Source organism: Salinimicrobium sp. 3283s (assembly GCF_039602225.1).
In the GTDB taxonomy this organism is placed as follows: Bacteria; Bacteroidota; Bacteroidia; order Flavobacteriales; family Flavobacteriaceae; genus Salinimicrobium; species Salinimicrobium profundisediminis.
On record NZ_CP143631.1, the window covers coordinates 998,200 to 1,023,614 of the forward strand.

25 protein-coding genes are annotated in these 25,415 nt (G+C 38.2%); 16 read left to right on the top strand and 9 right to left on the bottom strand.

Annotation, left to right across the window (positions count from 1 at the left end; all coding sequences use genetic code 11):
• Nucleotide 1: 1 nt before the first annotated feature.
• From VS868_RS04320 to VS868_RS04330, 3 genes are read left to right on the top strand one after another with little or no spacing between them, the layout of a single operon-like run.
• Nucleotides 2-598, top strand: coding sequence for a LemA family protein (locus VS868_RS04320; protein WP_266070443.1), 597 nt, complete (start codon nucleotides 2-4; stop codon nucleotides 596-598).
• 11 nt (nucleotides 599-609) lie between these two features.
• On the top strand, nucleotides 610-1,044 hold the full coding sequence (locus VS868_RS04325) for a TPM domain-containing protein (protein ID WP_266070442.1): 435 nt from the start codon (nucleotides 610-612) through the stop codon (nucleotides 1,042-1,044).
• On the top strand, nucleotides 1,044-1,838 hold the full coding sequence (locus VS868_RS04330; RefSeq protein ID WP_345599320.1) for a TPM domain-containing protein: 795 nt from the start codon (nucleotides 1,044-1,046) through the stop codon (nucleotides 1,836-1,838). Before VS868_RS04325 ends, VS868_RS04330 begins: the two co-directional genes overlap by 1 nt.
• A gap of 520 nt (nucleotides 1,839-2,358) precedes the next feature.
• Here VS868_RS04330 and VS868_RS04335 read toward each other — a convergent pair.
• The 3 genes from VS868_RS04335 to era form a co-directional block, all read right to left on the bottom strand.
• Nucleotides 2,359-5,127 (bottom strand): outer membrane beta-barrel protein, encoded by a 2,769-nt coding sequence (locus VS868_RS04335; protein ID WP_345599321.1) that lies wholly within the window; start codon nucleotides 5,125-5,127, stop codon nucleotides 2,359-2,361.
• An 88-nt stretch (nucleotides 5,128-5,215) separates the two neighbouring features.
• Nucleotides 5,216-6,520: a ribosome biogenesis GTPase Der gene (gene der / locus VS868_RS04340; RefSeq protein WP_345599322.1), complete on the bottom strand. Its 1,305-nt coding sequence runs from the start codon at nucleotides 6,518-6,520 to the stop codon at nucleotides 5,216-5,218.
• A 159-nt stretch (nucleotides 6,521-6,679) separates the two neighbouring features.
• On the bottom strand, nucleotides 6,680-7,570 hold the full coding sequence (gene era, locus VS868_RS04345) for a GTPase Era (RefSeq protein WP_266068489.1): 891 nt from the start codon (nucleotides 7,568-7,570) through the stop codon (nucleotides 6,680-6,682).
• A gap of 195 nt (nucleotides 7,571-7,765) precedes the next feature.
• Between era and VS868_RS04350 the strand changes: the two genes are divergently transcribed.
• Nucleotides 7,766-8,260, top strand: a complete 495-nt coding sequence (locus VS868_RS04350; protein ID WP_266068488.1) for a hypothetical protein — start codon at nucleotides 7,766-7,768, stop codon at nucleotides 8,258-8,260.
• Between the two features lie 88 nt (nucleotides 8,261-8,348).
• Here the strand turns inward: VS868_RS04350 and VS868_RS04355 are convergent, their stop codons facing one another.
• Entirely contained in the window at nucleotides 8,349-8,975 is a 627-nt protein-coding gene (locus tag VS868_RS04355) for a DUF4403 family protein (protein ID WP_345599323.1), read from the bottom strand.
• A 136-nt stretch (nucleotides 8,976-9,111) separates the two neighbouring features.
• Here VS868_RS04355 and VS868_RS04360 point away from each other — a divergent pair, with 136 nt between their 5' ends.
• Nucleotides 9,112-9,636 (top strand): gamma carbonic anhydrase family protein, encoded by a 525-nt coding sequence (locus VS868_RS04360; protein WP_345599324.1) that lies wholly within the window; start codon nucleotides 9,112-9,114, stop codon nucleotides 9,634-9,636.
• A 6-nt stretch (nucleotides 9,637-9,642) separates the two neighbouring features.
• On the opposite strand, the gene VS868_RS04365 is transcribed toward VS868_RS04360, so the two are convergent.
• Nucleotides 9,643-9,768 carry a hypothetical protein gene (locus tag VS868_RS04365; protein ID WP_266068485.1) on the bottom strand — a complete coding sequence of 42 codons (126 nt, stop codon included), beginning with the start codon at nucleotides 9,766-9,768 and terminating at the stop codon, nucleotides 9,643-9,645.
• 265 nt (nucleotides 9,769-10,033) lie between these two features.
• On the opposite strand from VS868_RS04365, the gene VS868_RS04370 reads away from it, so the two are divergent.
• Nucleotides 10,034-10,699 carry a hypothetical protein gene (locus VS868_RS04370; RefSeq protein ID WP_266068484.1) on the top strand — a complete coding sequence of 222 codons (666 nt, stop codon included), beginning with the start codon at nucleotides 10,034-10,036 and terminating at the stop codon, nucleotides 10,697-10,699.
• 185 nt (nucleotides 10,700-10,884) lie between these two features.
• Here the strand turns inward: VS868_RS04370 and VS868_RS04375 are convergent, their stop codons facing one another.
• Entirely contained in the window at nucleotides 10,885-11,160 is a 276-nt protein-coding gene (locus VS868_RS04375) for a hypothetical protein (RefSeq protein WP_345599325.1), read from the bottom strand.
• 59 nt (nucleotides 11,161-11,219) lie between these two features.
• Between VS868_RS04375 and VS868_RS04380 the strand changes: the two genes are divergently transcribed.
• The 3 genes from VS868_RS04380 (at nucleotide 11,220) to VS868_RS04390 (ending at nucleotide 13,369) form a co-directional block, all read left to right on the top strand.
• On the top strand, nucleotides 11,220-11,576 hold the full coding sequence (locus VS868_RS04380) for a transposase (protein WP_345599107.1): 357 nt from the start codon (nucleotides 11,220-11,222) through the stop codon (nucleotides 11,574-11,576).
• Between the two features lie 52 nt (nucleotides 11,577-11,628).
• A complete protein-coding gene (locus VS868_RS04385; RefSeq protein WP_345599806.1) occupies nucleotides 11,629-12,549 on the top strand; it encodes a transposase in 921 nt (306 codons plus the stop codon).
• Nucleotides 12,550-12,880: 331 nt separating this feature from the next.
• Nucleotides 12,881-13,369, top strand: a complete 489-nt coding sequence (locus VS868_RS04390; RefSeq protein ID WP_345599326.1) for a hypothetical protein — start codon at nucleotides 12,881-12,883, stop codon at nucleotides 13,367-13,369.
• A gap of 7 nt (nucleotides 13,370-13,376) precedes the next feature.
• Here the strand turns inward: VS868_RS04390 and VS868_RS04395 are convergent.
• A protein-coding gene (locus tag VS868_RS04395) for an IS3 family transposase (protein WP_345598845.1) occupies nucleotides 13,377-14,509 on the bottom strand; the annotation gives its coding sequence in 2 pieces (ribosomal slippage) (nucleotides 13,377-14,248 and nucleotides 14,248-14,509; 1,134 coding nt in all).
• 166 nt (nucleotides 14,510-14,675) lie between these two features.
• Here VS868_RS04395 and VS868_RS04400 point away from each other — a divergent pair.
• The 6 genes from VS868_RS04400 (at nucleotide 14,676) to istB (ending at nucleotide 21,061) form a co-directional block, all read left to right on the top strand.
• Complete coding sequence (locus VS868_RS04400) at nucleotides 14,676-15,200, top strand: hypothetical protein (protein WP_345599327.1); 525 nt, start codon at nucleotides 14,676-14,678, stop codon at nucleotides 15,198-15,200.
• Between the two features lie 39 nt (nucleotides 15,201-15,239).
• Nucleotides 15,240-16,313 carry a hypothetical protein gene (locus VS868_RS04405; RefSeq protein ID WP_345599328.1) on the top strand — a complete coding sequence of 358 codons (1,074 nt, stop codon included), beginning with the start codon at nucleotides 15,240-15,242 and terminating at the stop codon, nucleotides 16,311-16,313.
• A gap of 336 nt (nucleotides 16,314-16,649) precedes the next feature.
• On the top strand, nucleotides 16,650-17,981 hold the full coding sequence (locus tag VS868_RS04410; protein WP_345599329.1) for a tyrosine-type recombinase/integrase: 1,332 nt from the start codon (nucleotides 16,650-16,652) through the stop codon (nucleotides 17,979-17,981).
• A 769-nt stretch (nucleotides 17,982-18,750) separates the two neighbouring features.
• Complete coding sequence (locus VS868_RS04415; RefSeq protein ID WP_345598545.1) at nucleotides 18,751-19,278, top strand: sigma factor-like helix-turn-helix DNA-binding protein; 528 nt, start codon at nucleotides 18,751-18,753, stop codon at nucleotides 19,276-19,278.
• 123 nt (nucleotides 19,279-19,401) lie between these two features.
• Nucleotides 19,402-20,304, top strand: a complete 903-nt coding sequence (locus VS868_RS04420) for a hypothetical protein (protein WP_345598544.1) — start codon at nucleotides 19,402-19,404, stop codon at nucleotides 20,302-20,304.
• Nucleotides 20,305-20,323: 19 nt separating this feature from the next.
• On the top strand, nucleotides 20,324-21,061 hold the full coding sequence (gene istB / locus VS868_RS04425; protein ID WP_345597689.1) for an IS21-like element helper ATPase IstB: 738 nt from the start codon (nucleotides 20,324-20,326) through the stop codon (nucleotides 21,059-21,061).
• 56 nt (nucleotides 21,062-21,117) lie between these two features.
• Here the strand turns inward: istB and VS868_RS04430 are convergent, their stop codons facing one another.
• Both VS868_RS04430 and VS868_RS04435 read right to left on the bottom strand, forming a co-directional pair.
• Nucleotides 21,118-23,526, bottom strand: a complete 2,409-nt coding sequence (locus tag VS868_RS04430) for an ATP-binding protein (RefSeq protein WP_345599330.1) — start codon at nucleotides 23,524-23,526, stop codon at nucleotides 21,118-21,120.
• A 438-nt stretch (nucleotides 23,527-23,964) separates the two neighbouring features.
• Nucleotides 23,965-24,255, bottom strand: a complete 291-nt coding sequence (locus tag VS868_RS04435; RefSeq protein WP_345599331.1) for a hypothetical protein — start codon at nucleotides 24,253-24,255, stop codon at nucleotides 23,965-23,967.
• Between the two features lie 374 nt (nucleotides 24,256-24,629).
• On the opposite strand from VS868_RS04435, the gene VS868_RS04440 reads away from it, so the two are divergent.
• The gene (locus VS868_RS04440; RefSeq protein WP_345599332.1) at nucleotides 24,630-25,415 is read left to right on the top strand and encodes a sigma-70 family RNA polymerase sigma factor; all 786 of its coding nucleotides are present in this window, start codon (nucleotides 24,630-24,632) and stop codon (nucleotides 25,413-25,415) included.

The window sequence follows — 25,415 nt, forward strand, 5'->3', positions numbered from 1 at the left end:
TATGAAAAAGTGGCTCGTCCCCGTATTGATCATTGGGGCTATTGTCTTAGGTCTTTACCTGTTAACTGTTGGAAAATATAACAATGCTGTAGTAAAGCAGGAAACTGCACAAACAGCCTGGTCACAGGTGGAGAGTGCATACCAACGCCGAAGCGATCTCATCCCAAACCTGGTAAATACCGTGAAAGGTGCGGCAGACTTTGAAAGGGGAACACTTACCGATGTTATTGAAGCCCGGGCAAAAGCAACTTCTGTAAATGTAGATGCCAGCAATATCACCCAGGAGAACCTTCAGCAGTTTCAGCAGGCACAGGGAGAAGTTTCTTCAGCTTTGTCGCGTTTACTGGTAACCGTTGAAAGATATCCGGAGCTTCGGGCTACACAAAATTTTCAGCAGCTACAGTCACAGCTTGAAGGCACAGAGAACCGAATTAACGTAGAGAGAAACCGTTACAACGAACAGGTAAGGGATTACAACACCTACATCAGGAAGTTTCCTAACAACCTTATTGTAGGCATGTATGGTTTTGAAAGAATGCCTCTTTTTGAAGCCGATCCAGGTTCAGAAAACGCACCCGAAGTAGATTTTGATTTCTAAAAGTTCCAAAAATGTCAAAAATAGAAGAGTTTCTTTCCGAAGCAGACGAAGCCGAAGTGGTAGCAGCCATTAGAGAGGCCGAGAATAAAACTTCAGGAGAAATTCGGGTACATATTGAGAAGACCAGCAAGGGCAAAATCTGGGACCGTGCTATGGAAGTTTTTCATTTGTTAAAGATGGATAACACCAAAGAAGACAATGGGGTGCTCATCTATGTTGCCATTGAAGACCGGCAGTTTGTGATCTACGGCGATAAAGGGATCAATAAAGTGGTGCCCGAAGGTTTTTGGAAAACCACCAAAGATGCTATTTCTTCAAGGTTCAAAAATGGGGAATTTAAACAAGGCCTCATTGACGGAATACTTATGGCCGGAAAGGAATTACAGGAACATTTTCCCTGGAGCGAAGATGACACCAATGAACTTTCGGATAAAATATCCAAATAATGAACAATTTACTTCGGAATTTCCTTTTTACAATCATCTTTTTCAGCCTCGGCTTTACTACCTATGCTCAAAGGGACATTCCCGCAAGACCTTCTTTAGAGACCAGTATTTATGATGAAGCCGAAGTACTCTCGCCACAGGAAGAGCAGGCTTTAGAACGCAAGCTTATTAGCTACGCCGATACTACCTCCACCCAAATAGTAATTGCTACAATAGAATCCCTGCAGGGGGAATATATTGGCACCTATGCTGCCGAATGGGCTCATGAATGGGGCGTGGGGCAGGCCGAAGAAGACAACGGAATATTGATCTTACTGGCTGAAAGCGAACGCAAGATCTGGATCTCTACAGGCTACGGTATTGAAAGTACACTTACCGATGCCCTCTCAAAACAAATTATTGAAAGCGTGATCCTTCCCGAATTTCGCTCCGGAAGTTATTACCGCGGATTAGATGCGGGTACAACTGCAATTTTCCAGGTGCTTAACGGCACTTTTGAAGGTTCCCGACCCGCTTCGGGCGATGGAGCTTCTCCAAGATTCATTGTTCTGGCCCTCATTTTTATCGTTTTCCTTATCATCCTTAGTTCCCGCAACAAAAGAGGAGGTGGCCGTGGCGGATTCCGTCGTGGCGGCGGACTCCTCGACATCCTGGTGCTTAGCAGCCTTGGCCGTGGTGGCTTTGGCGGTGGCAGCTTTGGTGGCGGAGGAGGCGGTTTTGGCGGCGGCGGTGGCTTTGGTGGAGGCTTCGGCGGCGGTGGCTTTGGCGGTGGCGGTGCCGGCGGGGGATGGTAATTTTTTAGTGTGCTGTGGGCAGTGTTTTAGTAGGCAGTAGGGTTCAGTACTCAGTGATCAGTACTCAGTGATCAGTGATCAGTGATCAGTGATCACTGGTCAGTTTATCAGTTGTCAGGAGAATTAAAATATGATATTACAAGTACTAATTCAAAAAATTTAGATTTGTACACGGCACGGATTACAAATCCGCGCCAGCAATTGTCAAATTCCCATTTTCAAGCACCAATTTCCAAGCACCAAATACCAAAAAACATATTCCAATTGAAAGCCCCAGCGGGACGGCATATTTATAGCACTTTATTCCCGAATCATAAAGAGTCCCGGAGGGACGGCATATTGAAAATTGAAAAATAATTTAGTGCACGGCACGGATTATAAATCCGCGCCAGCTGAGGTTTTTACCTTCCTATCTACTGCTTACTAACAACTGCAAACTAAAAAGGAGGGGTTCCAAAAATGCCATTTTTGAAACCCCTCCTTTTTATTCGTACTTCTAAGATCTGCCTTCTACCTTCCCCTACATTCTTATGATCCCTCCGCCTCTTCGGTTTGGGTCCTTTCCTCCAAACTTACTTAGTTTGTAAGTGAAGCTAAGCATAAAATACTGTTCAAGGATGAGTTCGCGGGTGTCCTGCACAAAATCTTCGCCCGTGGTACGGGAGGTGCTCACATTTTCATTTAGCAAATCGTAAACCTTCAGCTTTAATGTGGCATCGTCTTTCAGGAATTTGTAGCCAAGACTCATGTTCCATAAAAGTGAGGTATCATCAAACCCAGGTGCAACATTCCCGTAGGAATTAAAGGAAAAATCATTGCCAAAAACCACATTTTTGGGCCAGTATGTTGTCGCTTCCAGGGCCACCGTATGATTCACATACTCTTCTTCCCTGTTATTGTTAATACCGTACTGCGTGTTGACATAACTCAGCTCATACCGTGGATTGATCTCGATAACCTCTTCATAATTATAGCCCAGCCTCAATGAAGGGTTAGCTCCAAAACGATCTGCCTTATAGCGGGTACCGTTTGAAAATCCTAACTGTCGGTTATAATTTCCATTAAGACCCACGCGATAGTTATACTCCTGCTTTTCCTTTTTATATCGCTTTGAATAGAAAACTCCGGCATAGGAAGTCAAACCTCCATCCAGGTTCCTGTAAGTGGTTGTTGTGATAAGGTCTTCAGTAATTGAATAAGGCACCACCTGGTTGTCGTAAAATGTTGCCGAAGCATAGATATTCATTCCGCTGCGGGTGGCGAAGTCGAAGTTATGGTATCCAAAATTCAGGTTTTGGGAGTAGGTTGGATCGAGTTCGGGATTTCCCACAATAATGTTCAGTGGGTTGGTAAGGTTGGGCACCGGCTGCAACTGTGAAATTGATGGGATGTTATTATCTGTACGATACCTAAAGTAAAATGATTTACCACGGGTGATCTCATACCTAATGTCGGCTTCCATAAAAAGCTCGTTGTAATTTTTCTTAAAGGAGCTCTCTACCAGGAAATCCTCATTTTCAAGAGAAGTATTTAGAAGTCCCAGGTTAAACCCTCCCCTTAATTTTTTGCCTTCGTAATTAATTCCGGCATTTGGGATATGCTTGTAACTCGTCACTTCAAAGTCGTTGCTGAGTTCCCCTTCTAAAAGGTCATAATCACCGCTGTCTTCGTCAAACTGGTAAACAGAACGGGTATTGGAAAGGTTGAGCACAGAGAAATCATAAGAAAGATCAAGAAAAAGCTTATCGGCAAGAACAGAGCGCTGGGTAATTCCCGCTTCATATTCATCTGAGCTGTTATCTTCATCAATGAACTGATCCTGTATTGCAGTGCCTGTGGTGGTGCCATCTTCTACGGTAAACCTTTCGGAATAAAAGAAATTCTCGCTTTCCTGTTTTTCGTTCCGGTTGTTAAAATCAATTTGCAAATAGGCCCCGCGGCTGCCAAACTTCCTGATAAAATCTATTCTATTACGGAAGTTGCTGCTGTACAATTCTTCATTATCAAAGGTGATGGAAAGGAGTTGAGAGGCCCCTTCCATTCTTTCTGAAACGCTGTTGCGATCTGAAAATCCATTATTGATATTTACCGATGGCCTTACCGAGATCCTGGTTAGCGTATCGAGTTCTACCTCAAAAGCCAGGTTTGCCCGGTGACTTTCGTTCACCATGTTTCCTGAAGATTCAGAATTAGTGAAAAAAGTACTATTGGGAAGAAAAGTCTCCCGCTCTACCACTGAATAGGTTTCGGTGTCATTTTTTCCGAAGAAATAATCGGCAGTCAGTTCATATTTTTTATCCCAGTCGTTAGTGAAATTGAAGCCGGCAGTCTCACTTTTGGTGATACCACCGCTGCCGCCAAAACTATTCCCGTTAATGCTGAAGCTACCGTTACGATTAAAGGAGACGCTGCGCGCCCTGCCCCCCATCATGTCAAAGACCTCATCAAAAGAAAAACCCGAAGAGTTAATATTATTGGAGCTGGCAAGCACACTTAACCTCATATCGTCCTTAAAATAATTCCCAATGCCACTTAACTCGTATCTGTCATCTGTTCCCCCACCTACAGTTGCACGTGCGAAATATCCTTTGTTCTTATCTTCTTTAATGGTTACGTTGATGGTCTTATCATCGGGGTTTCCTGCTTTGCCCGTGAATTCTTCAGATTTGGTCTTGGTATCGACAACCTGTATTTTATCTATAATCTCCTTCGGAAGGTTTTTAGTGGCAATCTTGGGATCATTTCCGAAGAATTCTTTTCCGTTTACGAGGATACGGGAAACAGGTTTCCCATTGACGGTAATATTTCCCTGGGCATCTACTTCGACCCCCGGAAGCTTTTTCATTACTTCCTCAAGGTTAGCATCCTGCCTGGTATTAAAGGAACCTGCATTAAACTCAAGGGTGTCTGACTTTATAGTGACAGGAGCTCTTTGAGAAACTACGGTAACCTCTCCCAGCATGTTGTTGGCCACCTGCATTTTTAGCTGTCCCAAATCTATATTTGGCTGCTCCAGGATTATTAATCGGGTAAGCGGATCGTAGCCGTTGTACGTGCCCACTAACCTTAAACTAACCATTTTCCCGGAACCTTCAATTACAAATTCTCCTGCTTTATTAGAAATAGTGTAGGAAACAAGGCTACTGTCCTGCACCTTTTCAACAAATAGTGTAGCCGATTCTAAAGGGAGTTGAGTTTCTGCATCTACAATTTTACCCGAGATAGAGAATTGTTGAGCCATTGCTCCTGAAGAGATTAGGAGCAGGCATAGGAAGAAAAAATGCTTCATTATAAGGGAGGTCTTAAATATTAAATGCTGCTACTTTAGGTAACAGCATTTATTGGACTCCCAAAAAGGGCAAAAGTTACATCACGTACTATTTTTTCCTGAAGTACACCGATACCGGCACACCGTTGAAATCAAATTTCTCCCGCAATTTATTTTCCAAAAACCTTTTGTACGGATCTTTCACATACTGCGGAAGATTGCAGAAAAAAGCAAACTGGGGCTGTGGCGTAGGCAGCTGCATACAGAATTTTATTTTCACGTACTTGCCTTTATAGGCTGGCGGCGGATTTGATTCTATTATAGGCAACATTATCTCGTTAAGCTCACTGGTCTTGATTTTTTTGCTTCGGTTATTATAGACCTCAACTGCAGTTTCTATGGCCTTAAAGATTCGCTGTTTAGTGAGTACCGACATAAAGACGATTGGCACATCGGTAAAAGGTTCCATTTCGCGGCGAATATTGGCCTCGTATTCTTTCATGGTATTGGTCTCCTTTTCCAGAAGATCCCATTTGTTTACCAGGATCACGATACCTTTACGGTTGCGCTGCGCAAGCCAGAAAATATTTTGCACCTGCCCATCAAAACCACGGGTAGCATCCATGACTATTAAGCACACATCACAGTGTTCAATAGCCCGAACCGAGCGCATTACCGAATAAAATTCAAGATCTTCCTTTACTTTAGATTTGCGGCGTATCCCGGCGGTATCAACCAGGTTAAATTCAAATCCGAAGCGGTTGTATTTTGTATCAATAGAGTCGCGCGTAGTTCCGGCGATATCGGTTACTATATAACGATCTTCTCCAATAAGGGCATTTATAAACGAAGATTTCCCTGCATTGGGCCTTCCCACCACTGCAAAGCGGGGTAACTCGGCTTCTTCGGGGCGGGTATCTTCGGGCAGGGCATCAACAAGGGCATCGAGTAATTCTCCTGTACCACTACCATTGGTGCTGGCAATTGGAAAATACTCCCCAAGTCCAAGAGCGTAAAATTCTACAGCATTTTCAAGCCGTTTGGAATTATCTACTTTATTTACAGCAAGAAATACAGGTTTGTTCACCTTCCGAAGCAATTGTGCGACGTCTTCATCCATAGGTGTGACGCCGGTCTCAACATCTACCATAAAAATAATGGCATCGGCTTCACCAATAGCAAGTTCTACCTGCTTATCAATCTCGGCTTCAAAAACGTCATCGCTTCCCAGCACATATCCGCCGGTATCAATTACAGAGAAATTGCGGCCATTCCAGTCGGTCTTTCCATAATGCCGGTCTCTGGTCACTCCACTTACCGAATCTACAATGGCTTCACGGCGCTGGATCAACCGGTTAAAAAAGGTAGATTTCCCAACGTTAGGTCGTCCTACAATAGCTACAATACTGCTCATAAATATATTCTCTTAAATAAGAGTGCAAAATTAGGGGATTTAAAACAAATGCTCTGTACTTACAGCTGCCTAATTTTCAGGAATTACAGAGAGGAAAATCCTTTGATAAAGGATTGCCCTTCCACCTGAAAAATTATTAACCTGTCAAAAAAGGCAGATTTACTTCTTGTCTCCAGAGTAGCCAAAGCGTCGCAACTGTTTTATATCGCTTCGCCAGTTTTTATTCACTTTCACATACAGCTCAAGGTGCACCTGCTTTCCAAAGAATTTTTCAAGGTCTTTACGGGCCTCTACGCCCACTCTTTTTAAAGCTGCGCCTTTATGGCCAATAATGATCCCTTTTTGAGTTTCCCGCTCTACCATGATAATGCTACGCATGCGAATGATCTCTTCTTCTTCAAAGAATTCTTCGGTATCGATCTCTACACTATAAGGAATTTCCTTTTTGTAGTGCATCAGAATCTTTTCGCGGATGATCTCGTTTACAAAGAAACGCTCGGGCTTATCGGTAAGGGTGTCTTTAGGGTAAAAGGCAGGAGATTCGGGAAGGAATTCTACTATGCGATTAAATACTTCGGCAACATTGAATCCCTGAAGTGCAGATACAGGGTAAATTTCGGCATTAGGAACTTTTTCCTTCCAAAGCTGCACCTGTTCTTCCAGTTCAGCCTGATTGGATTTGTCGATCTTATTCAGAAGTAATAAAACAGGAATTTCAGAATTGATGATCTTGTTGAAAAAGGCTTCATCTTTTAATTCCTTTTCGCCTATTTCAACCATGTACACCAGGACATCGGCATCTTCAAAAGCCGACTTCACAAAATCCATCATCGACTCCTGTAACTGGTAAGCCGGTTTAATGATCCCCGGCGTATCACTAAGAATCACCTGGAAATCTTCTCCATTCACTATTCCCAAAATACGGTGTCGTGTAGTTTGTGCCTTGGAGGTAATAATACTCAGTTTTTCACCCACAAAGGCGTTCATTAGAGTAGACTTACCCACATTTGGGTTTCCTATAATATTTACAAATCCTGCTTTATGTGCCATAATTCAATTTTTCTTTGCAAAGATACTCAATTATAAAGCAGGCAACCAGTGGCAAAAATTTGAACCTGCTCTTATAATTTAGAAGATAATTTTTTCTCACCATCTTCACCCAACTTCCCTTTTAACAGATAATTACAAGAAGTAAATCCTATCTTTTGTATTTTTAAAGGTACTAACCCACAAAATTAGAAAATAATGAAAAAATTTGTGATTTTAATCTTTAGCATGGCGCTTATGGCTTCTTGTGGAGATAATGAAAAAGAGAACCTTTCAAAAGAATTTGATGAGTTAATGGCCCAGAATGACAGCATTGCGCAGGTACATTCAGAATTTCAATCTACCCACGAAAGGATGAAGCAAAATCACCAGGACCTTATGCAACAGCTGGACACCATGCAGGTATCCGATTCTACCTATTACGATCAAATGGCCCAAAATGAGGTGATCATCAAGAAACACGAAGGACTTTTAGCCGGGCATAAAGAATATATGGAAGGACACCGCGAATTAAAGGATAACTTCGGAAATTTGAGCAGTTCAGAAATGAAAGCGCAGATCTCTAAAATGAAAGAAGTGCACCAGACTATGATGGATGAGCACAGCAGCATGAGGAGTGAGCATGAAGAAATGATGAACAAGCACGATGAAATTCGGAAGAATCTTATTGACAGCAACAGCCAGGAGATGTAACCACAGTAGAGGGTTACACTGAAGCTTTAGCAAAAACAAAGGTTCCCATAGTATCCAAAAAAGGTATTTTGGGAACCTCTTTTTTATTTTAAAAGTCAATATTTTCAACGTTAAGCACGTTGCTCCCCAGGATACTTACAGAAACCAATAATTTTCTCTGGCCAGCAATAATTTCCTGAATCCGGAATTCATTTATTTTTCCGGTGACATTAATCCCATCGGTAAGTTCTAGCGCATCGGCCAACTTGTTATTTATTTTTTCAAGTTGCACTTTAACAACAGGCCGAATATCAAACTTCATCTTCGATTTGAGCTTAGAATACAGAAAATTATTGATAAGTGCCTCTACCAGCCTGTTCACAAACCACCCATCATTTTCTCCTTCTACCTTAAAATGACTGATAAGCACCTCCTGCTCTGCTTCCCGAAACTGAATAGAAAGATGGGCAACGGCGGTGATCTCTTTATTTTTGAATAATGTGGTGAGAAGGCTTAGCTGTAAATGCACAGCCAAATCAAAATCTTCTAAATGACTCTTTCGCAGGTTAATGTTGCGAATTCTGGCATGATCGGAGGTTTCACCATCGGCTTTTCCCTTACTAAGGATTTTTCCCTGTAGTTTCTTTTGCAGATAGTTTTCCAGCACCTGGTAATCAATTCTCACCGGCAGGCGCAAAACCACATTGTACTTATTATCAGGAATGTTCTCTTCCATAATTCTCTGGTTCAGGAAAACAGAAGATAGTAAAATTTATTTTTCAAATCAACTCTAATGAAAGTACCTTAAAATTATGGCCAGTCAGCAGATAAACCCCGCGTGTTTTGTAACTTTATCGTACTAAATATTTGTTATGCCACTTATCTTACCCGTAGAAGAAAAAAGACCCAAAATAGGCGAAAACTGTTTTATTGCTGAAAATGCGACCATAGTTGGAGATGTCATTTTAGGCAGGGATTGTTCAGTTTGGTTCACTGCCGTAATAAGAGGGGACGTCAACTCAATTCACATTGGAGACAGAACCAATATCCAGGATGGGGCTGTTATTCACTGCACCTATAAAAAAGCAGCAACAACTATAGGGAACGATGTCTCGATTGGGCACAGGGCAATAGTTCACGGCTGCCACATCAAAAACAGGGCATTGGTTGGAATGGGAGCTATTGTGATGGACGATGCCGTAGTTGAGGAAGGCTGCATAATTGCGGCAGGAGCAGTTGTGCTCGAAAAAACAGTATGTGAAGCCGGACACATCTACGCCGGAATCCCTGCAAAAAAGGTGAAAAAATTATCTGAAGCTCAAATAGCTAACCTAAAAAAAACCGCTGCTAATTACATCATGTACAGTAGCTGGTTTGAAAATGACCCGGTAAAATAGAGTCCCTTATAAAGACCACAACTGGTTGAGGGAAAGAATAAGAAAAATACCCGCCACTGCCGCAAAAAGGAATAAAGCGATAAACCTCACATTAGAGTTATTGAAAAGCTTTATGAGATCCCTTTTTGACATATACAGGTTTTCCTATTTGAAAGCAAATTGAGTGCCAGAGACGGACACCTCTTATATAAAATTTCTCTATTGCCCTTTTCTTCGGAAAAAAAGGAGGAGCATCTACATCTTTCTTCTGAAGGAACTTCCTAATATTTACCGGGCTTTGTATTGCTGCTGAAGTGGTACTGAAGCAGCAATATTTATTTTCCTGTTTTCTAAAAGCCTTAGATTAAGGGTAGTTTAAGGGATAATCTTATATTGCATCAAAATCCCTTGATAGTTAATGAAGATAAATTCAGATCTTATTTGGGCACTTGCTTTACTTGCAGTGGCAGCAGCATCCTTCTTTTTAGGAATGAATAAGGAAAAACTTAAAAACGAAGAACTGCTGGAAGAACGCCTTGCAGAAATAGAAATCCTTGAGAAGAAGAATCAGCAACTTTCGGAAGAATTGACTTCCCGAGGCATCTACAGCTATCCGCAGGCTACTGTGGTCTCTAAGTTAAAAGCGGCTGTAGCTACAGTTCTTATTTCTCTCAATGGCCAGGATCCAATCCCCAATTTAAAACTCAGGAGAAATGTCATTTTCAACTATTCGGGGAAGGAAAATTTACAGCTGGATCAAAAAGGGAAGTTTAGCGACCTTGGCACTTTAAAGCCACACAACCCTTCGGCATTTGATATTCCCCTGGAAGAAAAAGAAATTGCACTCCACCTGGAATTCGATTCAAAAAAGAACCAGTGGCACCAATACATATGGATTAAAACCGGGACCAATGGTGACATTGCTACCTTTTGGGTAATCACAAACGAAAACTCTGCGGTCATAGACAAACACATTGACCCCGAATTTCCCACAGATGAGGAAGAAAAAGTGCTGCTCTGGAAGGGAGAAAGGATTCATTATTCAGATCTAAAAATGAATTCCATTTTTCCGCCTAACAACTAAACCTCAACTTCCCCAAGAAATTCCATCGGGTAAAATCTTTTTTGAGAACAAACAAGACGTAAAAAAGGTTCACGTTCACTAAACAAACAAATCATTCTTTTGAGTGGCTTATTTAAGGGCTAAAAAAGCAGAAAAAACAATTGATTTCATAGAAGTCCTGGTTCCCATTAAAACCTCTTACACTACTAGTATTGACTACCTCCAGCACTAACAAATATAGTGGTAACGTCACTCGTCTCACTGGTTTCATAAGTGGCACCGCTCATTTCCAATTCAGTAAGTTTTGTTGAAGTGCAACCTCCACTACTCGATTTCTTCAGAGTAAAGGCAAAATTAAAAGTTATTTCATCTCCAATTGTGACTATATACACATCAGATTTTGACACCCAGCCCAATAGTACATTCACTACATTTCGATCTGTTTCATAATCGAACACAACAGCTTCCCCATCACGGATCATTCCTAAATGTTGTGGAGGAATTGGAGTAAATCTCGATCTTTGCAGAAAAATTACTGTAGGTGGATAATAATTACCTGGACCTGATTAAGCTTGTACTTCCACAATTCTTGGTGGAGAATTTTGACTTAGAAAAGAGTAGAAAAGAAAAAGAAGTACTTCATCTTTATTTTGAAGAACGCAATATCCCTCCTCACGAACATTCTTCCAAGATTTTAGTATCTAAAGGTTTCCACAAAGAAATTACTATTCAAGACTTTCCGCTCCGGGGAAACACCGTTTATCTTCATGTGAAACGCCGTCGATGGTTGGATAAAGATACCGGACAGGTAGTGCAAAGAGACTGGAACTTAGTAGCACAGGGAACACGTATGACCAACGAGTTCGCTGCTTTTTTAAAAGAAATTAGTCGATACTAAGGCTTCTGACTGCCATACTATTGGAAGTTTCTACAGTGTCAATGGAAAGAAACTGCAGCGCCAGTACAAAGACTTTCTGAGTGATTTTAAGCAGTGGAAAGAAAAGAAGCACGCCAGAAAGTGGCTTATCTTTCCAGAGAATATGGGACCTTACCTCTCCATTGATGAGACTGCTCTATCCAAAGGAGAGCTCTACACGATCATCACCAATAAGAAGGCTAAAGGTAAAAAAGGAGCACTTGTAGCTATTATTGCCGGTACTAAAGCTGAAGCTATCATTGAGCAATTACTAAAGATCCCTTCTTATCAACGCAATAAAGTGAAGGAGATAAGCTTAGATATGGCTCATTCCATGAAGCTTATCGTGCAGAAATGTTTTCCAAAAGCAATAAAAGTCACAGATCGATTCCACGTCCAGAAGCTGGCTATTGAAGCCCTTCAGAACCTCCGGATCAAGCATCGATGGGAAGCAATTGATTATGAAAACGAGCAGATACAGAAGAGAAAATTAAAAGGCCAAAGTTATACTCCAGAGACCTTTACCAATGGAGATACCAGGAAACAGTTATTGGCCAGGAGTAGATATCTGCTATACAAAGCTCCATCGAAATGGACAGAAAGTCAATCTAAAAGAGCTAAAATCTTGTTCCATGAATATACAGACATTGATAAAGCCTATGCACTTGTCAATAGCCTTAGAAATGTATTTAACCAGACAAAATCTATTGAAGCAGGATATACAAGATTAGCCCATTGGTATAAAGAAGTAGAAGAATCCGGATTTAAATCATTTAACACCGTTGCCACAACAATAAGTCTCAACTACAGATCGATCTTAAACTACTTTAGAAATAGAAGCACAAATGCTTCAGCAGAATCATTCAATGCAAAAATTAAAGCTTTTAGAAGTCAATTTAGAGGGGTGAAAAATGTAGAATTTTTCCTGTACAGATTAACTACATTATTTAGCTAGTCCACAACTTTTGTTCTTGATCCCCCATCACTATTAGTTATTTGAAGCTGACTCTCTTCAAATAATTCATTCTGTACCTATTTTGTACCCATGGCAAAAAAGAAAGGCTTCACATTTCTGTGAAGCCTTGTCTTTGCTAGTAGCGGGAACTGTACTAGAATATTAAAATCATATAGAATCTGGTTGAATCGTGATATTCAAAAATCTCGCTGTTTTAGCGGGATTAAAGAAATATTAATAAGACCAAATTCCAATTAGCTTCATATTCATTCTAACTTTATCGGGAAATATTCGGGAAAATACTCTATCTTTAACACAGAAAAATCATGTCATGGCCAGAGTAAAATTTTCAGTTAAAACAACGAGTAATCCAGCGAATATCTATGTTAGATTTTACCACAGCCGAGATTTCGATTTAAATTGTAAAACAGGGTTTTTAATTAATCCTAAATCCTGGAGTAATAAACAACAAAGAGTAAAAACTACCTCAGCCAATGCCTTTGACCAAATTATAAATCCGAAACTGAATGATTTAAAAGAAACTATTGTTACTCAGTATAACATTACATACAATTCAGGAAAAAAGATTGATAAAACATGGCTTCAAACAGTCGTGTCGCATTTCAATAAACAGCCGCTAAGGGAAGAAGATAACCCTAAATATTACTTTGTCCCCTACTTTGAGAACTTTATTGAAGAATCAAAAAATAAAATCAATCCAAAGACCAATAAGAAGATTGATTCAAAAACCATTTCGAAATATCAGACTACACTGATAAGAGTAGCAGATTTTGAAAAGTTTACTAATACCAGATTGTAAGCTTCCCCTAATTAGAACTGCTTGATGATATAAAATTATTGTTTTTGGTTTTATCTGAAGTCGCTAATAGAGAATTATATTCTGCATATTCTATTGGAGCCATTTTTCCTAATGCATCGTGTGGTCTTTGGTTATTGTAATCATCCATCCATACCTGAGTTTGCTCTCTTACCTGATCCAAATCTTCAAATATGTATTTGTTCAAGACTCCTCTTCTGTACGTCCCATTAAATCGTTCAATAAAAGCATTCTGTGTAGGTTTTCCTGGTTGGATATATTGGAAGTTGATCCCATGCATTTGACTCCATTCTGAAGCTATTTTAGCAATAAACTCAGGACCATTGTCCATTCTTATCTTTTGAGGTTTGGTTCTTCGGTTAATTAAATGGTTTAGCACCCAAATTACCCTATTGCTGGGCAAGGAAAAATCAACTTCTATATGAAGTGCTTCCCGGTTGTAATCATCAATAATAGTAAATGCTCTAAATCTTCTTTTGTTATCCAGAACATCTGTTACAAAATCCATACTCCAGGTATGATTAAGGGTCTCTGGCACTTCTAAGGGTTCTTTTACTCTCGCTGGTAATCTTTTCTTCACTTTGCGCCTTAGGCTTAAGCCAAGGTTTTTATATACACGATAAACTCTTTTATGGTTCCACGGCTTTCCTTCCTTACGCAGTCGCTCATAAGCCATCCAAAAACCTTCCTCACTATACTTCTCTGCCTTTTGCTGTAAGGCTTCTTCTATGGGTTTATCATCTTTAGGGAGAGGAGTGTAATAAAACACACTCTTGCTCATTTTTAAGACACGGCACGCCCTGCTTATACCGTAATGAGCAAGTTCTTTAGCTATAGTTCTCTTACGGCAAGGCTTTAGAGCTTTTTTTCGATGATCTCCTTAGCCATCTCATGATCCAGAGAAAGGGTGGCATACATTTGCTTGAGTCGACGGTTCTCTTCTTCAAGTTCTTTAAGTCGCTTAAGCTCTTTACCATTCATACCACTAAAACGCTCTCGCCATTTATAAAAAGCAGCGGTGCTTACACCATATTCACGACTGATCTCGGCAGCTGTTTTACCATTATCGAATTCTTTGAGGATCTTAGAGATTTGCTGTGGAGAAAATTTACTTTTTTTCATACTGTTTAAAATTAAGAATTATTCTACTTTTAAACAGTTCGGTTTTAAGGGAAGCTTACACAAGCTTCTTAATTATTGGATTGGCTTAGAATTTATTTTTACCTCCTTTAACTCAGAGGAACGTACTATAGACAGAATTCGAAACTACTTCCCGAAATGTCACAGTTTGATATATTTTAAACGAAATTTCTTCGACTTTCATAAGACCCTTAAGAGACTTAATGTCAGCAGAAGCATTACAAATTTCAATATAAACCTTAAGTATCTATTAACTCACTCAACCTATAAAGAAATTGTAGATAATTCCGATAGTGAGCTATTAAAATTCCGAAGTGTATATTATCAAAAGTTTTATGAGGACCCTGGTAAAATACAAGAGGTCCTGAAGAAACACCAAGAAAATATTGAATGGAATATTACTCGTCTATATCGTATTAGGAATGAAATAGTTCACAATGCCGCAATTAAAAGTGGCATATACACAAACATAGCTCACCTCAAATACTACCTCTCCTTTATCCTAAATTCAATCCTGGACTTTATGGCTAATGGAAGCGTAGATATCGATAATGATGGAAAAATCACTATTGATGATTATTTTATAACCCAGGAAATAATCTTAGGTTCTTTAAAAGGAAGAAAGCTGGAGAGTTTCCTAGAGATAGAGAATCCTAACGAAATCTTCCAGTAGATTATTAGATTTCGTATTAAATAAAACCAGTAATCACAAATGAAAAGGTCAAATAAGTTTAGAGTTTTAAGTACATCTGAAGGTGTAATTTCTACAACAAACCAGAGGGTTCTAGAATTTGGTTGTAGTGAAATTAAGTACGGTTCTTCTTCTACTGCTACTGCTATTGATGCTGCTGTTGAAGACTCTGGAGAATACCAGTTTAATCGTTCTGCTACTCATACTATAGTACTTGACGAAAATATAGAACTGGCTACAGTATATGAGAAATCTGGTCCAAGCGAAAATTTAATATCTATCGATTGGGCTGATTATCCTAATCGAGAGGAATTAAATAATGGAAAAATTATTTATTATCATAAGTCAGTTATTCTAAAGAGATTCCAATTATTTAAATCTCCTATTTCATTTGGATTAGAAAAAGCTCTTGGGCACCTTTACTATAATTATCAAGATAAACGTGTGGACCCTTTTATTTTCTCTCAATTAAGAAATGAGAAAGATAATGTGAACGTTTATTTAATCGCAAAGAATCCCAATGAAGATTTATTTTATGGTATTATTGAATCTCCTACCATTAAAAGAAAATTAATTACTCTTCCTTTGGCAAACATAGTTTCCTTAGATGTATGGGAGATTCCCGTTAAACCATTTAATGCGAATTATTACGTTAAAGAAGGAATAAAAGATTGTAATGATATATCAATACGTCATATTAGACCCCACCAAGGAATTGACGGTGTAACTTTTGGGATGCATCCAGATGAAATAATAAAAATTTTTGGTAAGCCCGATTCACAAGAGGAAGAGTTCGATTTTCTAAATTTAAATTATAAGCGGTTTGGCTTGGAATTTTCTTTTTATATGAAAGATAGAAGTGGATTATTTTCTATTATGGTTAAGAATTCACAATATAAACTTTTTGGTTTTGATTTTATAGGTAAGACTGAGGAATATATAAAAAAGAACAAACTAAATCTTGGGATTGAAGATTTAGAGCTTTCAGAAAAATTTGAAATGGGAATCAGCTGTTATACTTCACCATCATTGGATGTTTCTTTCTATATAGATTCAGGAATAATAGAATCTATTTTAATTCAAAGTAACATATAAAGATAAAATTTCAGATTTAAAATTATAGGTCCAACTTCTAAAATTCTTTTTTTTCGGGAAACATTCGGGAAAGAAAAAAGCCACTTAGTTGATTTACAGCTAAATGGCTTTGAATTTAGTAGCGGGAACTGGACTCGAACCAGTGACCTTCGGGTTATGAGCTGCAATTAGTCGCAGACTAAAATTCACCAAACCCTCACAAAACCCATAGTTTTCAGAATTTTACATTTTCATTGATATCAAAAAACAGGGGTTAAAATCAAATTATTCTGTACTTATTCTGTACTAGTTTTTAAAACTTTTACCTATATTTAAATACCTAAAAATAAGTTGATTATGGCCAGCATAAAAATTGTCCTTCGCAAAAACATGATCAAGAAAGATGGAACTATTCCTCTTGCCCTAAGAATCAGCGAAAATTACAAGACAAATTATCATTGGCTGGGATATTATGTTTTGGAGAAGGACTGGGATAAAAAGTTTCAAAAAGTTAAGAAGAGTCACCCAAACCATAAGAAACTTAATTATCTCCTGATGAAGAAAATTACGCAGGCTCAGGATCTGTACTTTCATTCAGAAGATGATTTAACACCCAGACAAATCAAGAATAAACTCAAAGGACCGGGTGGCTCTCAATCTTTCTTTGCTGTCGCCGCCGAGCGTGTAAAGCAAAAGCATGACAAAGGAACTTTTTCTGTCGCAAAATCTGAGCTGTCCATTCTCTATAACCTGGAAGAGTTTCTTAATCTTAAAACCACTCAGAAGAAAGATGAAGTAATTAAAGCAATTAAAGAACGTAGACGCGTAAGAGTGAGTAAAACTAGAAAAGGTCAATATTCCTTCGAAGATGCCATTTCCTATTTTAAAAAGAATACGCGGCTGGAGTTCCGGGAGATTAATGCTTCTTTTCTCAATAAGTACAAGGTCTTTTGCTCCACATACATGGACCATAAAACCAGGACAATTACTAATCAACTCATCTTCATTAGAACTTTATTTAATGTGGCCATGAAAGACGGAATTGTTTCTTCTAAATACTACCCTTTTGCGGGCGACAAAGAAAAAATCAGAATTGGCTCAGGGAACAAAATAGGACTGACTGCTGAGGAAGTTACCAAAATAGAAAATCTTGCAGCGGAAAGTCATTCTTCGATATGGCATACCAGGAATGTCTGGCTTGTTTCCTTCTACTTTGCAGGTATAAGAATTTCAGATGTTGTAGCCTTGAAGTGGACTGATATAAAAGATGGCCGCCTGTACTATGTGATGAATAAGAATGAAAAACCGTTGAGTTTTAAAGTCCCGGACAAAGCCAAAACCATCTTTAATCTCTACCTGATGGATAAGACGGAAAACAATGGCTATATATTTCCATTTTTAAAAGATGCTGATCAACAGGATCCAAAAAGTGTATTTCTTAAAATGAGGAACGCTACTAAGGTTTTAAATAAATTCCTGAAACGAATAGCTGACGAGTGTAAAATAGACAAAAACCTCTCAAACCACATAGCCCGTCATACTTTTGGAAACATAGCCGGAGATAAAATACACCCCTTAATGTTACAAAAGCTTTACCGGCATAGTGATTTAAAAACCACATTAAATTACCAAGCCAACTTTATTCATAGAGATGCAGATGATGCATTGGATAGTGTAATTAATTTTTAATCGGTTTTTCAACCAAGTATCGCTTATGGTGCCTACTTTATTAAAATAATCTTTTATTCAGCAAACAGAAGAACATTAATACAGCTTAACTATTTCCTACCAAAACCCTTCAGCCTATTTAGATTCTAACTATATTTTACAGCGTGATAAAGTTCATTGTAATCATTCTCAGTTATTCTCCAGTTTTCAAATGATATAATCACTTAGAGGTAAAAACAGTTTGCTCTGGAAAGATATATGAAAAATAAATTCCAAGGGTTATTTCAGAAGGTAAGGTTTCTGAAATATTCAGACATTTACCATAAAGGAGTAAAGCGCACAATTCACTGGAAACAAGCAGAATGCGAACAGAACGGAAGAAATCAGGAGATTACCTGTACTGACCTCTAAAGAAGTTCACAGACTCTTTGAAGAGCTGGGCAGTTCCGAAGGCTATAAACAATATAAAATAATCAACTCTTTTGGACCTATTTTCAAGGAGTTGATTTGTAAATTATTTTTTTATGTAGGTTTCAATTAATTGATAAGGAGATTGAAGATCAAAAGACTCCTGATAAAGTTCTTGACGTTGGTAATGAAAATTATGGCTATTTCGGTTCGAATTGTGCCAGTGATTTCGGTCGGTTAGTGCCAGGTATTTCGGTTTGAATTGTGCCACTTTTTGGCAATACTGAAAGTCATAACGGCTCAAATTGTGCCAGTCGTATCGGTTCGTTTTGTGCCACTTTGAAAGATCAAGTAATATCTTGTTGCAAAACTGTAATAAGATATGGCCAACACCCTTGATCCGATGGACTTAAAACAAATTATTACCTTGAGCCTGGATGGTTTTAGCAATCGTAAGATAGCTACCACTCTAGGCATCTCCCGCAACACGGTCAACAGCTATATGAAATTTTTCACGGCCAGTGACTATTCATTTAAAGAACTACTTTCCTTTGACAATGCACATCTGAGTGCGCTTTTTCCTTCACATACTACTATTGATAATGAGCGGCATGATGAACTGATGCTATATTTTGAGGGGGTCAATAAGGCCCGGAATCATCCTGGGTTTACTTTTCTGTACCATTATCAGGAATATGCGCAGCAGGCTTCCCAGCCGTACAGCTATACGCAGTTTATGGAGCATTATCGGCGTAAATATGCCAAGGTCAAAGGTTCCATGAAACTCGAACATGAAGCCGGTAATGAAATGTACATTGACTATGCGGGTAAAAAATTACATGTCGTTAATAAAGAAACCGGAGAAGTCATTCCTGTAGAGGTATTTATAGCAATTCTTCCCAACAGCTAGTATACTTACGTAGAGGCTAGCTTAAGCCAAAAACGGGAGGATCTTATTACTTCTTGTGGTAATGCATTACAGTTTTATGGAGGTGTTCCAAAAGCCATAGTCTCAGACAACTTAAAATCTGCAGTGACCAGAGCCAGCAAATATGAGCCGGAGATCAATCGGAGCTTTAAAGATTTTGCTCGCCATTATAACTGTGTGATCAATCCCACCCGCAGTTATGCACCGCAGGATAAAGCTCTGGTGGAGAATGCAGTGCATCTTGTTTATCAGCGTATTTACTATCCCCTGCGGGAGATGACCTTCTTCTCTTTACAGGATCTAAACCGGGAGATAAAGCGCTTACTTGTTGGCTATAATAATCTACTGTTCCAGCGAAAGGAAGCCAGCCGTAGAGAACTGTTTCAATCAGTAGAACGTGAGTACTTAAAACCCCTGCCAACATCTGCCTATGAAATCAAAGACTATAAACGGGCAAAGGTGCAAAAGATGGGATATGTATACTTCTCTCCAGATAAAAGCTACTACAGTGTTCCCTACCGCTACATCGGTAAAAAGACCCTGATCCATTATACCAAAACTGTGGTCGAGGTTTATTACAATCACGTTCGAATAGCCCTGCATCATCGAAATCCAAGTAAAGGAAGCTACAATACAAATACAGATCATTTAAGTAGCACCCATAAAGGTTATACCTCCTGGAGTCCTGAATACTTTAAAAACAAAGCCGCTCCTCACGGAGCTCACGTAGTGAATTGTGTAGAAAAGATACTTGCTGACAGTGAGTATCCTGAAACAGGCTATAAGCGGGTGATGGGCCTTATCCAGCTCCATAAGTCTTACGGTTCTAAAAGACTTGATAATGCTTGTAAAAGAGCTTTACAGGCAGATGCGACTTCTTATATGCGTATCAAGAATATCCTAAAGAACAACCTTGACCAAAGCTCTCTTTTTTATCAGGATCTTGAAGAAGATAAAACTCATATCCCATCCCATCAAAACATCAGAGGTGCCGCTGCTTATCAATAAATCATTTTAATCCAGAAATATGAATAACAATCAGACTATTGAAAAATTAAAACAAATGCGACTGGGGGCTATGGCTCAGCTACACCTTCAGCATGTAAAGAACAACCAATTAAACGATATCACTGCCGATGAATATCTGGCACTACTCACAGACCATGAGTGGGAGGATCGCCAGAACCGGAAGATAGATCGTCTTTTTAAACAGGCAAACTTTAGGCAGAAAGCAAGTCTTGCTGAAGTGAACTATTCTTCCAATCGTAACCTCGACAAGAACATGTTTGTTCGTCTGGGATCCCTGGATTTTATAGCTAAAAAGGAAAACCTTATACTGACCGGTGCCTCCGGAGTAGGCAAAAGTTATTTAGCACAGGCCTTAGGTCATCAGGCCTGCATGATGGAATATAAAACCATCTACTCAAACACTGCCCGTCTATTTAAGAAGTTAAAACTCAGTAAAATTGATGGAACCTATCTCAAAGAATTAAATAAACTACTTAAAGCAGATCTGCTCATCCTTGATGATTTTGGACTTCAAGCCTTCGACAATCATGCAAGAGAGACCTTAATGGATATAATCGATGACCGATACAATAAAACATCTACCATATTATCCTCTCAAATACCGGTATCTGCATGGTACGATATTATAGGGGAAGGAACTATTGCTGATGCAATCCTGGACAGGATAGTAAACTCCTCACATAGGATAGATCTCAAAGGAGAATCATTAAGAAAAGGAGTTCTGAAAAACGAGTAACATTAATTTTTTATATAATTGCATGATCTTTTAAAGTGGCACTGTTTGAACCGAAATCAGTGGCACGGTCCTTCCGAAATAGCCAAATTAGTCCAGAAGGTTTGAATTACTCTCTCGATATAAGTATGATCTGAAAATAATCTATTTCTATCTTCTTCATTAACCACCATAGTAGCAGGAAAGTTTAGGGGGAAATTAAGAAAACCAGGACATGAATCTGTACTAATTTTGCGGGAAAGAGGTTCATGATATATGGACAGAGTGGAATTTTGTTGTAGATAAATTTTTAATTCGGTAACTGATACGTAAAAATATTGATTTTCTATCTTTTTTAGTAAGATGGGCATATTATCTTGGTAAAAATCAAAAGCTAGCAACAAACTGTAATAAGATTTACCGAAAAAGGACTCAAGTTTTAATTCTTCTATCAACTTCTTTTGTTTTCCAGCCCATTTTTTCATTGCAGAAAAGGGGACTAATTGGGCAACTTTATCTCTCTTTATGGTTACTACATCTTCTGTTATTACGTACCCGCATAAGTTATTAATTTCTTGTATTCGAATTCCGTTGGATATTATAACACCAAAAGGTAAAGAAGCCTCCGAATATGGGAGCAGTGAAAGTTTTCCATATTTCTTTTTATCATCTTCAATTTCGATAAGTTTTAATTTAAGTTTTCCTAAGGTTTCTACTGTTGATCCTCTAAAACCCTTCTTTGGAAAGTATAAATAATTAATAATCTCTTTAAAAGAGAAATTATGATTATAAGGAGAGATAACCTTTTTTTCTCCGTCCACTTCTTGAGTCGTGATCTTCACATTTGGAAAAGGAATAAAATACTTACACAAGGTGTATAAGGTATTTTCTGTAAATTCATTTTTCCCTATAAAGCCTGTTTTACAGTAAGGATTTTGCTGTAATTCTACCATAACAGATGTGCCCTGATTAATCACCATTTTTTTTTCTGTTTCTATTGGATTTCTTAAAATGGGATTTGAAAAAAGACCATCGTAAAAGTCTAAGGTCTTCATTTTATTAATGTCTTCACTAAATTTCCAAGAAGTAACGGTAACTTTACTTCCCAACATAAAAAGAGAAAAAAATCCTATTCCAAATTTGCCTATGGAATTGAAGCCCTTTGACCTCATTCCTTCATAATCATAATTAAATCTATTGCTTTTCCAGTAGGATCCCCCAAAATCTAGAAGATCATTTACCATAATAGTTTGACTCATACCAATACCGTTATCCGTTACTGCCAAAAAAAATTTGGAGTCCTTTTTTAGAATACGGATCTTAATTTCACCCACATCTAAGTTATCCTGGCCAGTATATATTCTATGTAAGTTGATTGCATCTAAGCTGTTTTGTATTAACTCCCTCAAAGCTATACTCTGATCGTTATATAATCTTATTCCGCCTAATTCTGATGCTATATTTATAGGATTAGAAACTTTCACCTGTGTATCTAAAGAATTCCAATTCTCTGTACGTATATATTTTTTTCCTAATTCAAGAGTATCATTAATGGATTTGACTCCTTTAGCAGAAAATCCATCTTTACCATTCATACTAAAATAAGCATTAGCATTTTTCAATTCTTGATCCAGAACTTCCAAGGCATTATAGCAGAACCACCAAGCTTTCTGTTCCTTTGCAGTAAAAGGTGAATTAGTGGTGTAGGTTAGTAATTCTTCCTTGGATATTATTGGAAAACCTAGCTTTTTCTGAAAGGTCCAGTGGATTGCTGATATGCCTTTCATTTCGGATATCATTTTGATGCTTTTCGGTGTACGAAGATTATCAATATGTGCAGCGTCGGATGTTCGTAAAACAAAGGCTAATTTCTGGCAATCAATTTTCCATTCTGCAGGAAAGTTAGGTGTAGAGTAATCCACAATAAATTCACGCTCAATATAATCAACATTTTGCGTATGGCTTTTCGCTATTTTACCTATAAAAAGACCTAATTCTTCCCTTATTTGCGTGTTACTTATGAGATAATCTCCTTTTCTCAATTTTTCAGTAGCAATTCTTAAAGCATAATTCCCATGTCTTTGTCGAACTGTAAAGAAAAGAGCCTCTTTTTCAATCTCCTTTACCGTAGAATTTTGGCTTACGTAATCATTATATATTGGATCTTGTTTTATTTCTTCTTTATTATTAAGAATAGAATAGCACATTCCGGCATCATGAATAAGAAAAACCGTGTGAAGAACGAACGCCTCCAATGGATTTAGATATTTTTCTTTTTTTCCAATTATAATTTCGGCATATCTCCATAACATTTTGGAATGTGTTATCGAGTGATCTGTCAAATCAGGGAAATCACTTGAAATATTCTCTAGATAACCTTCTACAACATTTTCTATATTATAAATTTCGGTTTTTAAAGCTTCGATTTTATCTGCATATTTCCAGATTTTAGGATCAAAGGACTTCTGAAACAAAGGAGCTGTATTCATTTTTTGTTTTGTGAAAGTTAAAAAGCATATCTGTGTGGGATACAGTAAAAATTTATATTAACTGTTAAAAATATTATAAATATGAATTTGAAAATTTATTGATACAACAGTCGACTGCCTTGAACTAAATAAGCCCTTACAAATCCCTTGCAATGGCTTCTTGCGTTTTAATTAAGAATCCTAATCACACTAGGACGAATTCGAGAGAATTCAATCAAACTTGCTCAATTTAATAGCGAAAGCCTTAAAAAACAATTTGACTTACTAATCGGTTCTAAGCCAACAAAATAATCTCTAAAAGTCCGGCATTAAATTTAATAATACACCAATTTCTGCTTTGACGTCAATCTTTTCTGGGAGCTCTAAGAAACAATTAATTGTATTTTATAAAACTACAATGATTCATTTAAGAGTAATTACGGAAAACCGGAAAGTGATTTATTTTCCGTCCAGATCGCGATAATATTTTTTAAAATCAAAGTCTATATTCAGAAAATCTTTCGGATGCACCCTTAATCCAATTGCAATGTCGATCAAAGTGGTAAGCTGACAATCAATATTATTATTGGCTACATCACTAATTCTTGCTGCTGTAGTATTACACTTTCCTGATATCTCATTGTAAGGAATATCTCCTTTAATTTGCTTCAATCTAGCTGCTATCATCGCTTTAATTTCTTCCGCCTTATTGTCCTTCATATCTTGCTTTTCTGCAATTTGAAGGATCACGATAAAAATTTTATTACCGAATTCGGTAATAAACAAATTAATTATTATATTTGAATAACATTAATATATTTGCGAAACTTCTTAAAGTAAAATATTAGAAGCATTTCGCTTTGAATCTCGAATCAAAAACTGGTAATTTTTAACGACGAGAGGATAAGCATAATGCTCACGACCCGGGCGTGGGCTTGCTTATTGTCGTAAGGTATACCAGTACCCTGATTCGGTAAGTTGAGTCTCCACGCCTTTTTTGTTTGTAGAAAACAGGCATTCTTCTCAATTACTTTCAAAGCTATCTTCTCATAATCTTAAGAATTCGCTCAAGCTAAATTCAGTTTAATTCTGGAGAAATTTCTCCGGCTTAAAAGCGACTGCTTATGTTACAGCGTATTTTTGATTTACTAAAACAAGGGCATCCCGATGCTTTAGAGTTTATATATAATAAGTATAAACGAACTCTCTTCTGGGTGGGGCGGCAAATTCTGGATGATGATTTTGCCGTGGAAACCCTAGTCCAGGATACCTTTTTAATATTATGGGAAAAAAGGGATCGGATAGAACGACCGGAACATATTTACTATTTCCTGCGGATGGTAATGAAAAGGGAATGCTATACCTATTATGTCCGACCTAAAAATAAGTTTTTCAGGACCGTTAATTCCCTGGAAAGTTATGAGAACTACCAGGAATATTTACACGGCTATGATCCGAGGAAAGAGGATCAACATCTAGTGGATAGCGAGACCCAGCAGAAAGCCTTCGACCGGATCAGCCGTGTTTTTCCTTTACTCAGTCCTGAGAGACGACGTCTGATAGAACTCTGTTTAAAATATGGTTTTCAGTATAAAGCCATTGCCCAGCTTATGGGAACCAGTATTACCCATACCAGCAACGAGGTAAAAGGGGCTATCGAGGATATTAAAAACATTATCCACCAGGGCAGCAATTTGGAAACAAAACCAAAACCGGTGCTGGCGGTAAAGATTCAAGGAGAAATGACCGAGGAACAGGAAAAGGTCTTACAACTGCGTACGGAAAAGCAGTATTCTTTCGCTTCTATAGCCAGGGAGCTCAACCTATCCAAAAAGGAGGTGCACAAAGAATTTATTGCGGCCTATAAACTGATGCAGGAGAAACATGAGCAACAATTAAGAGCTTCCTGA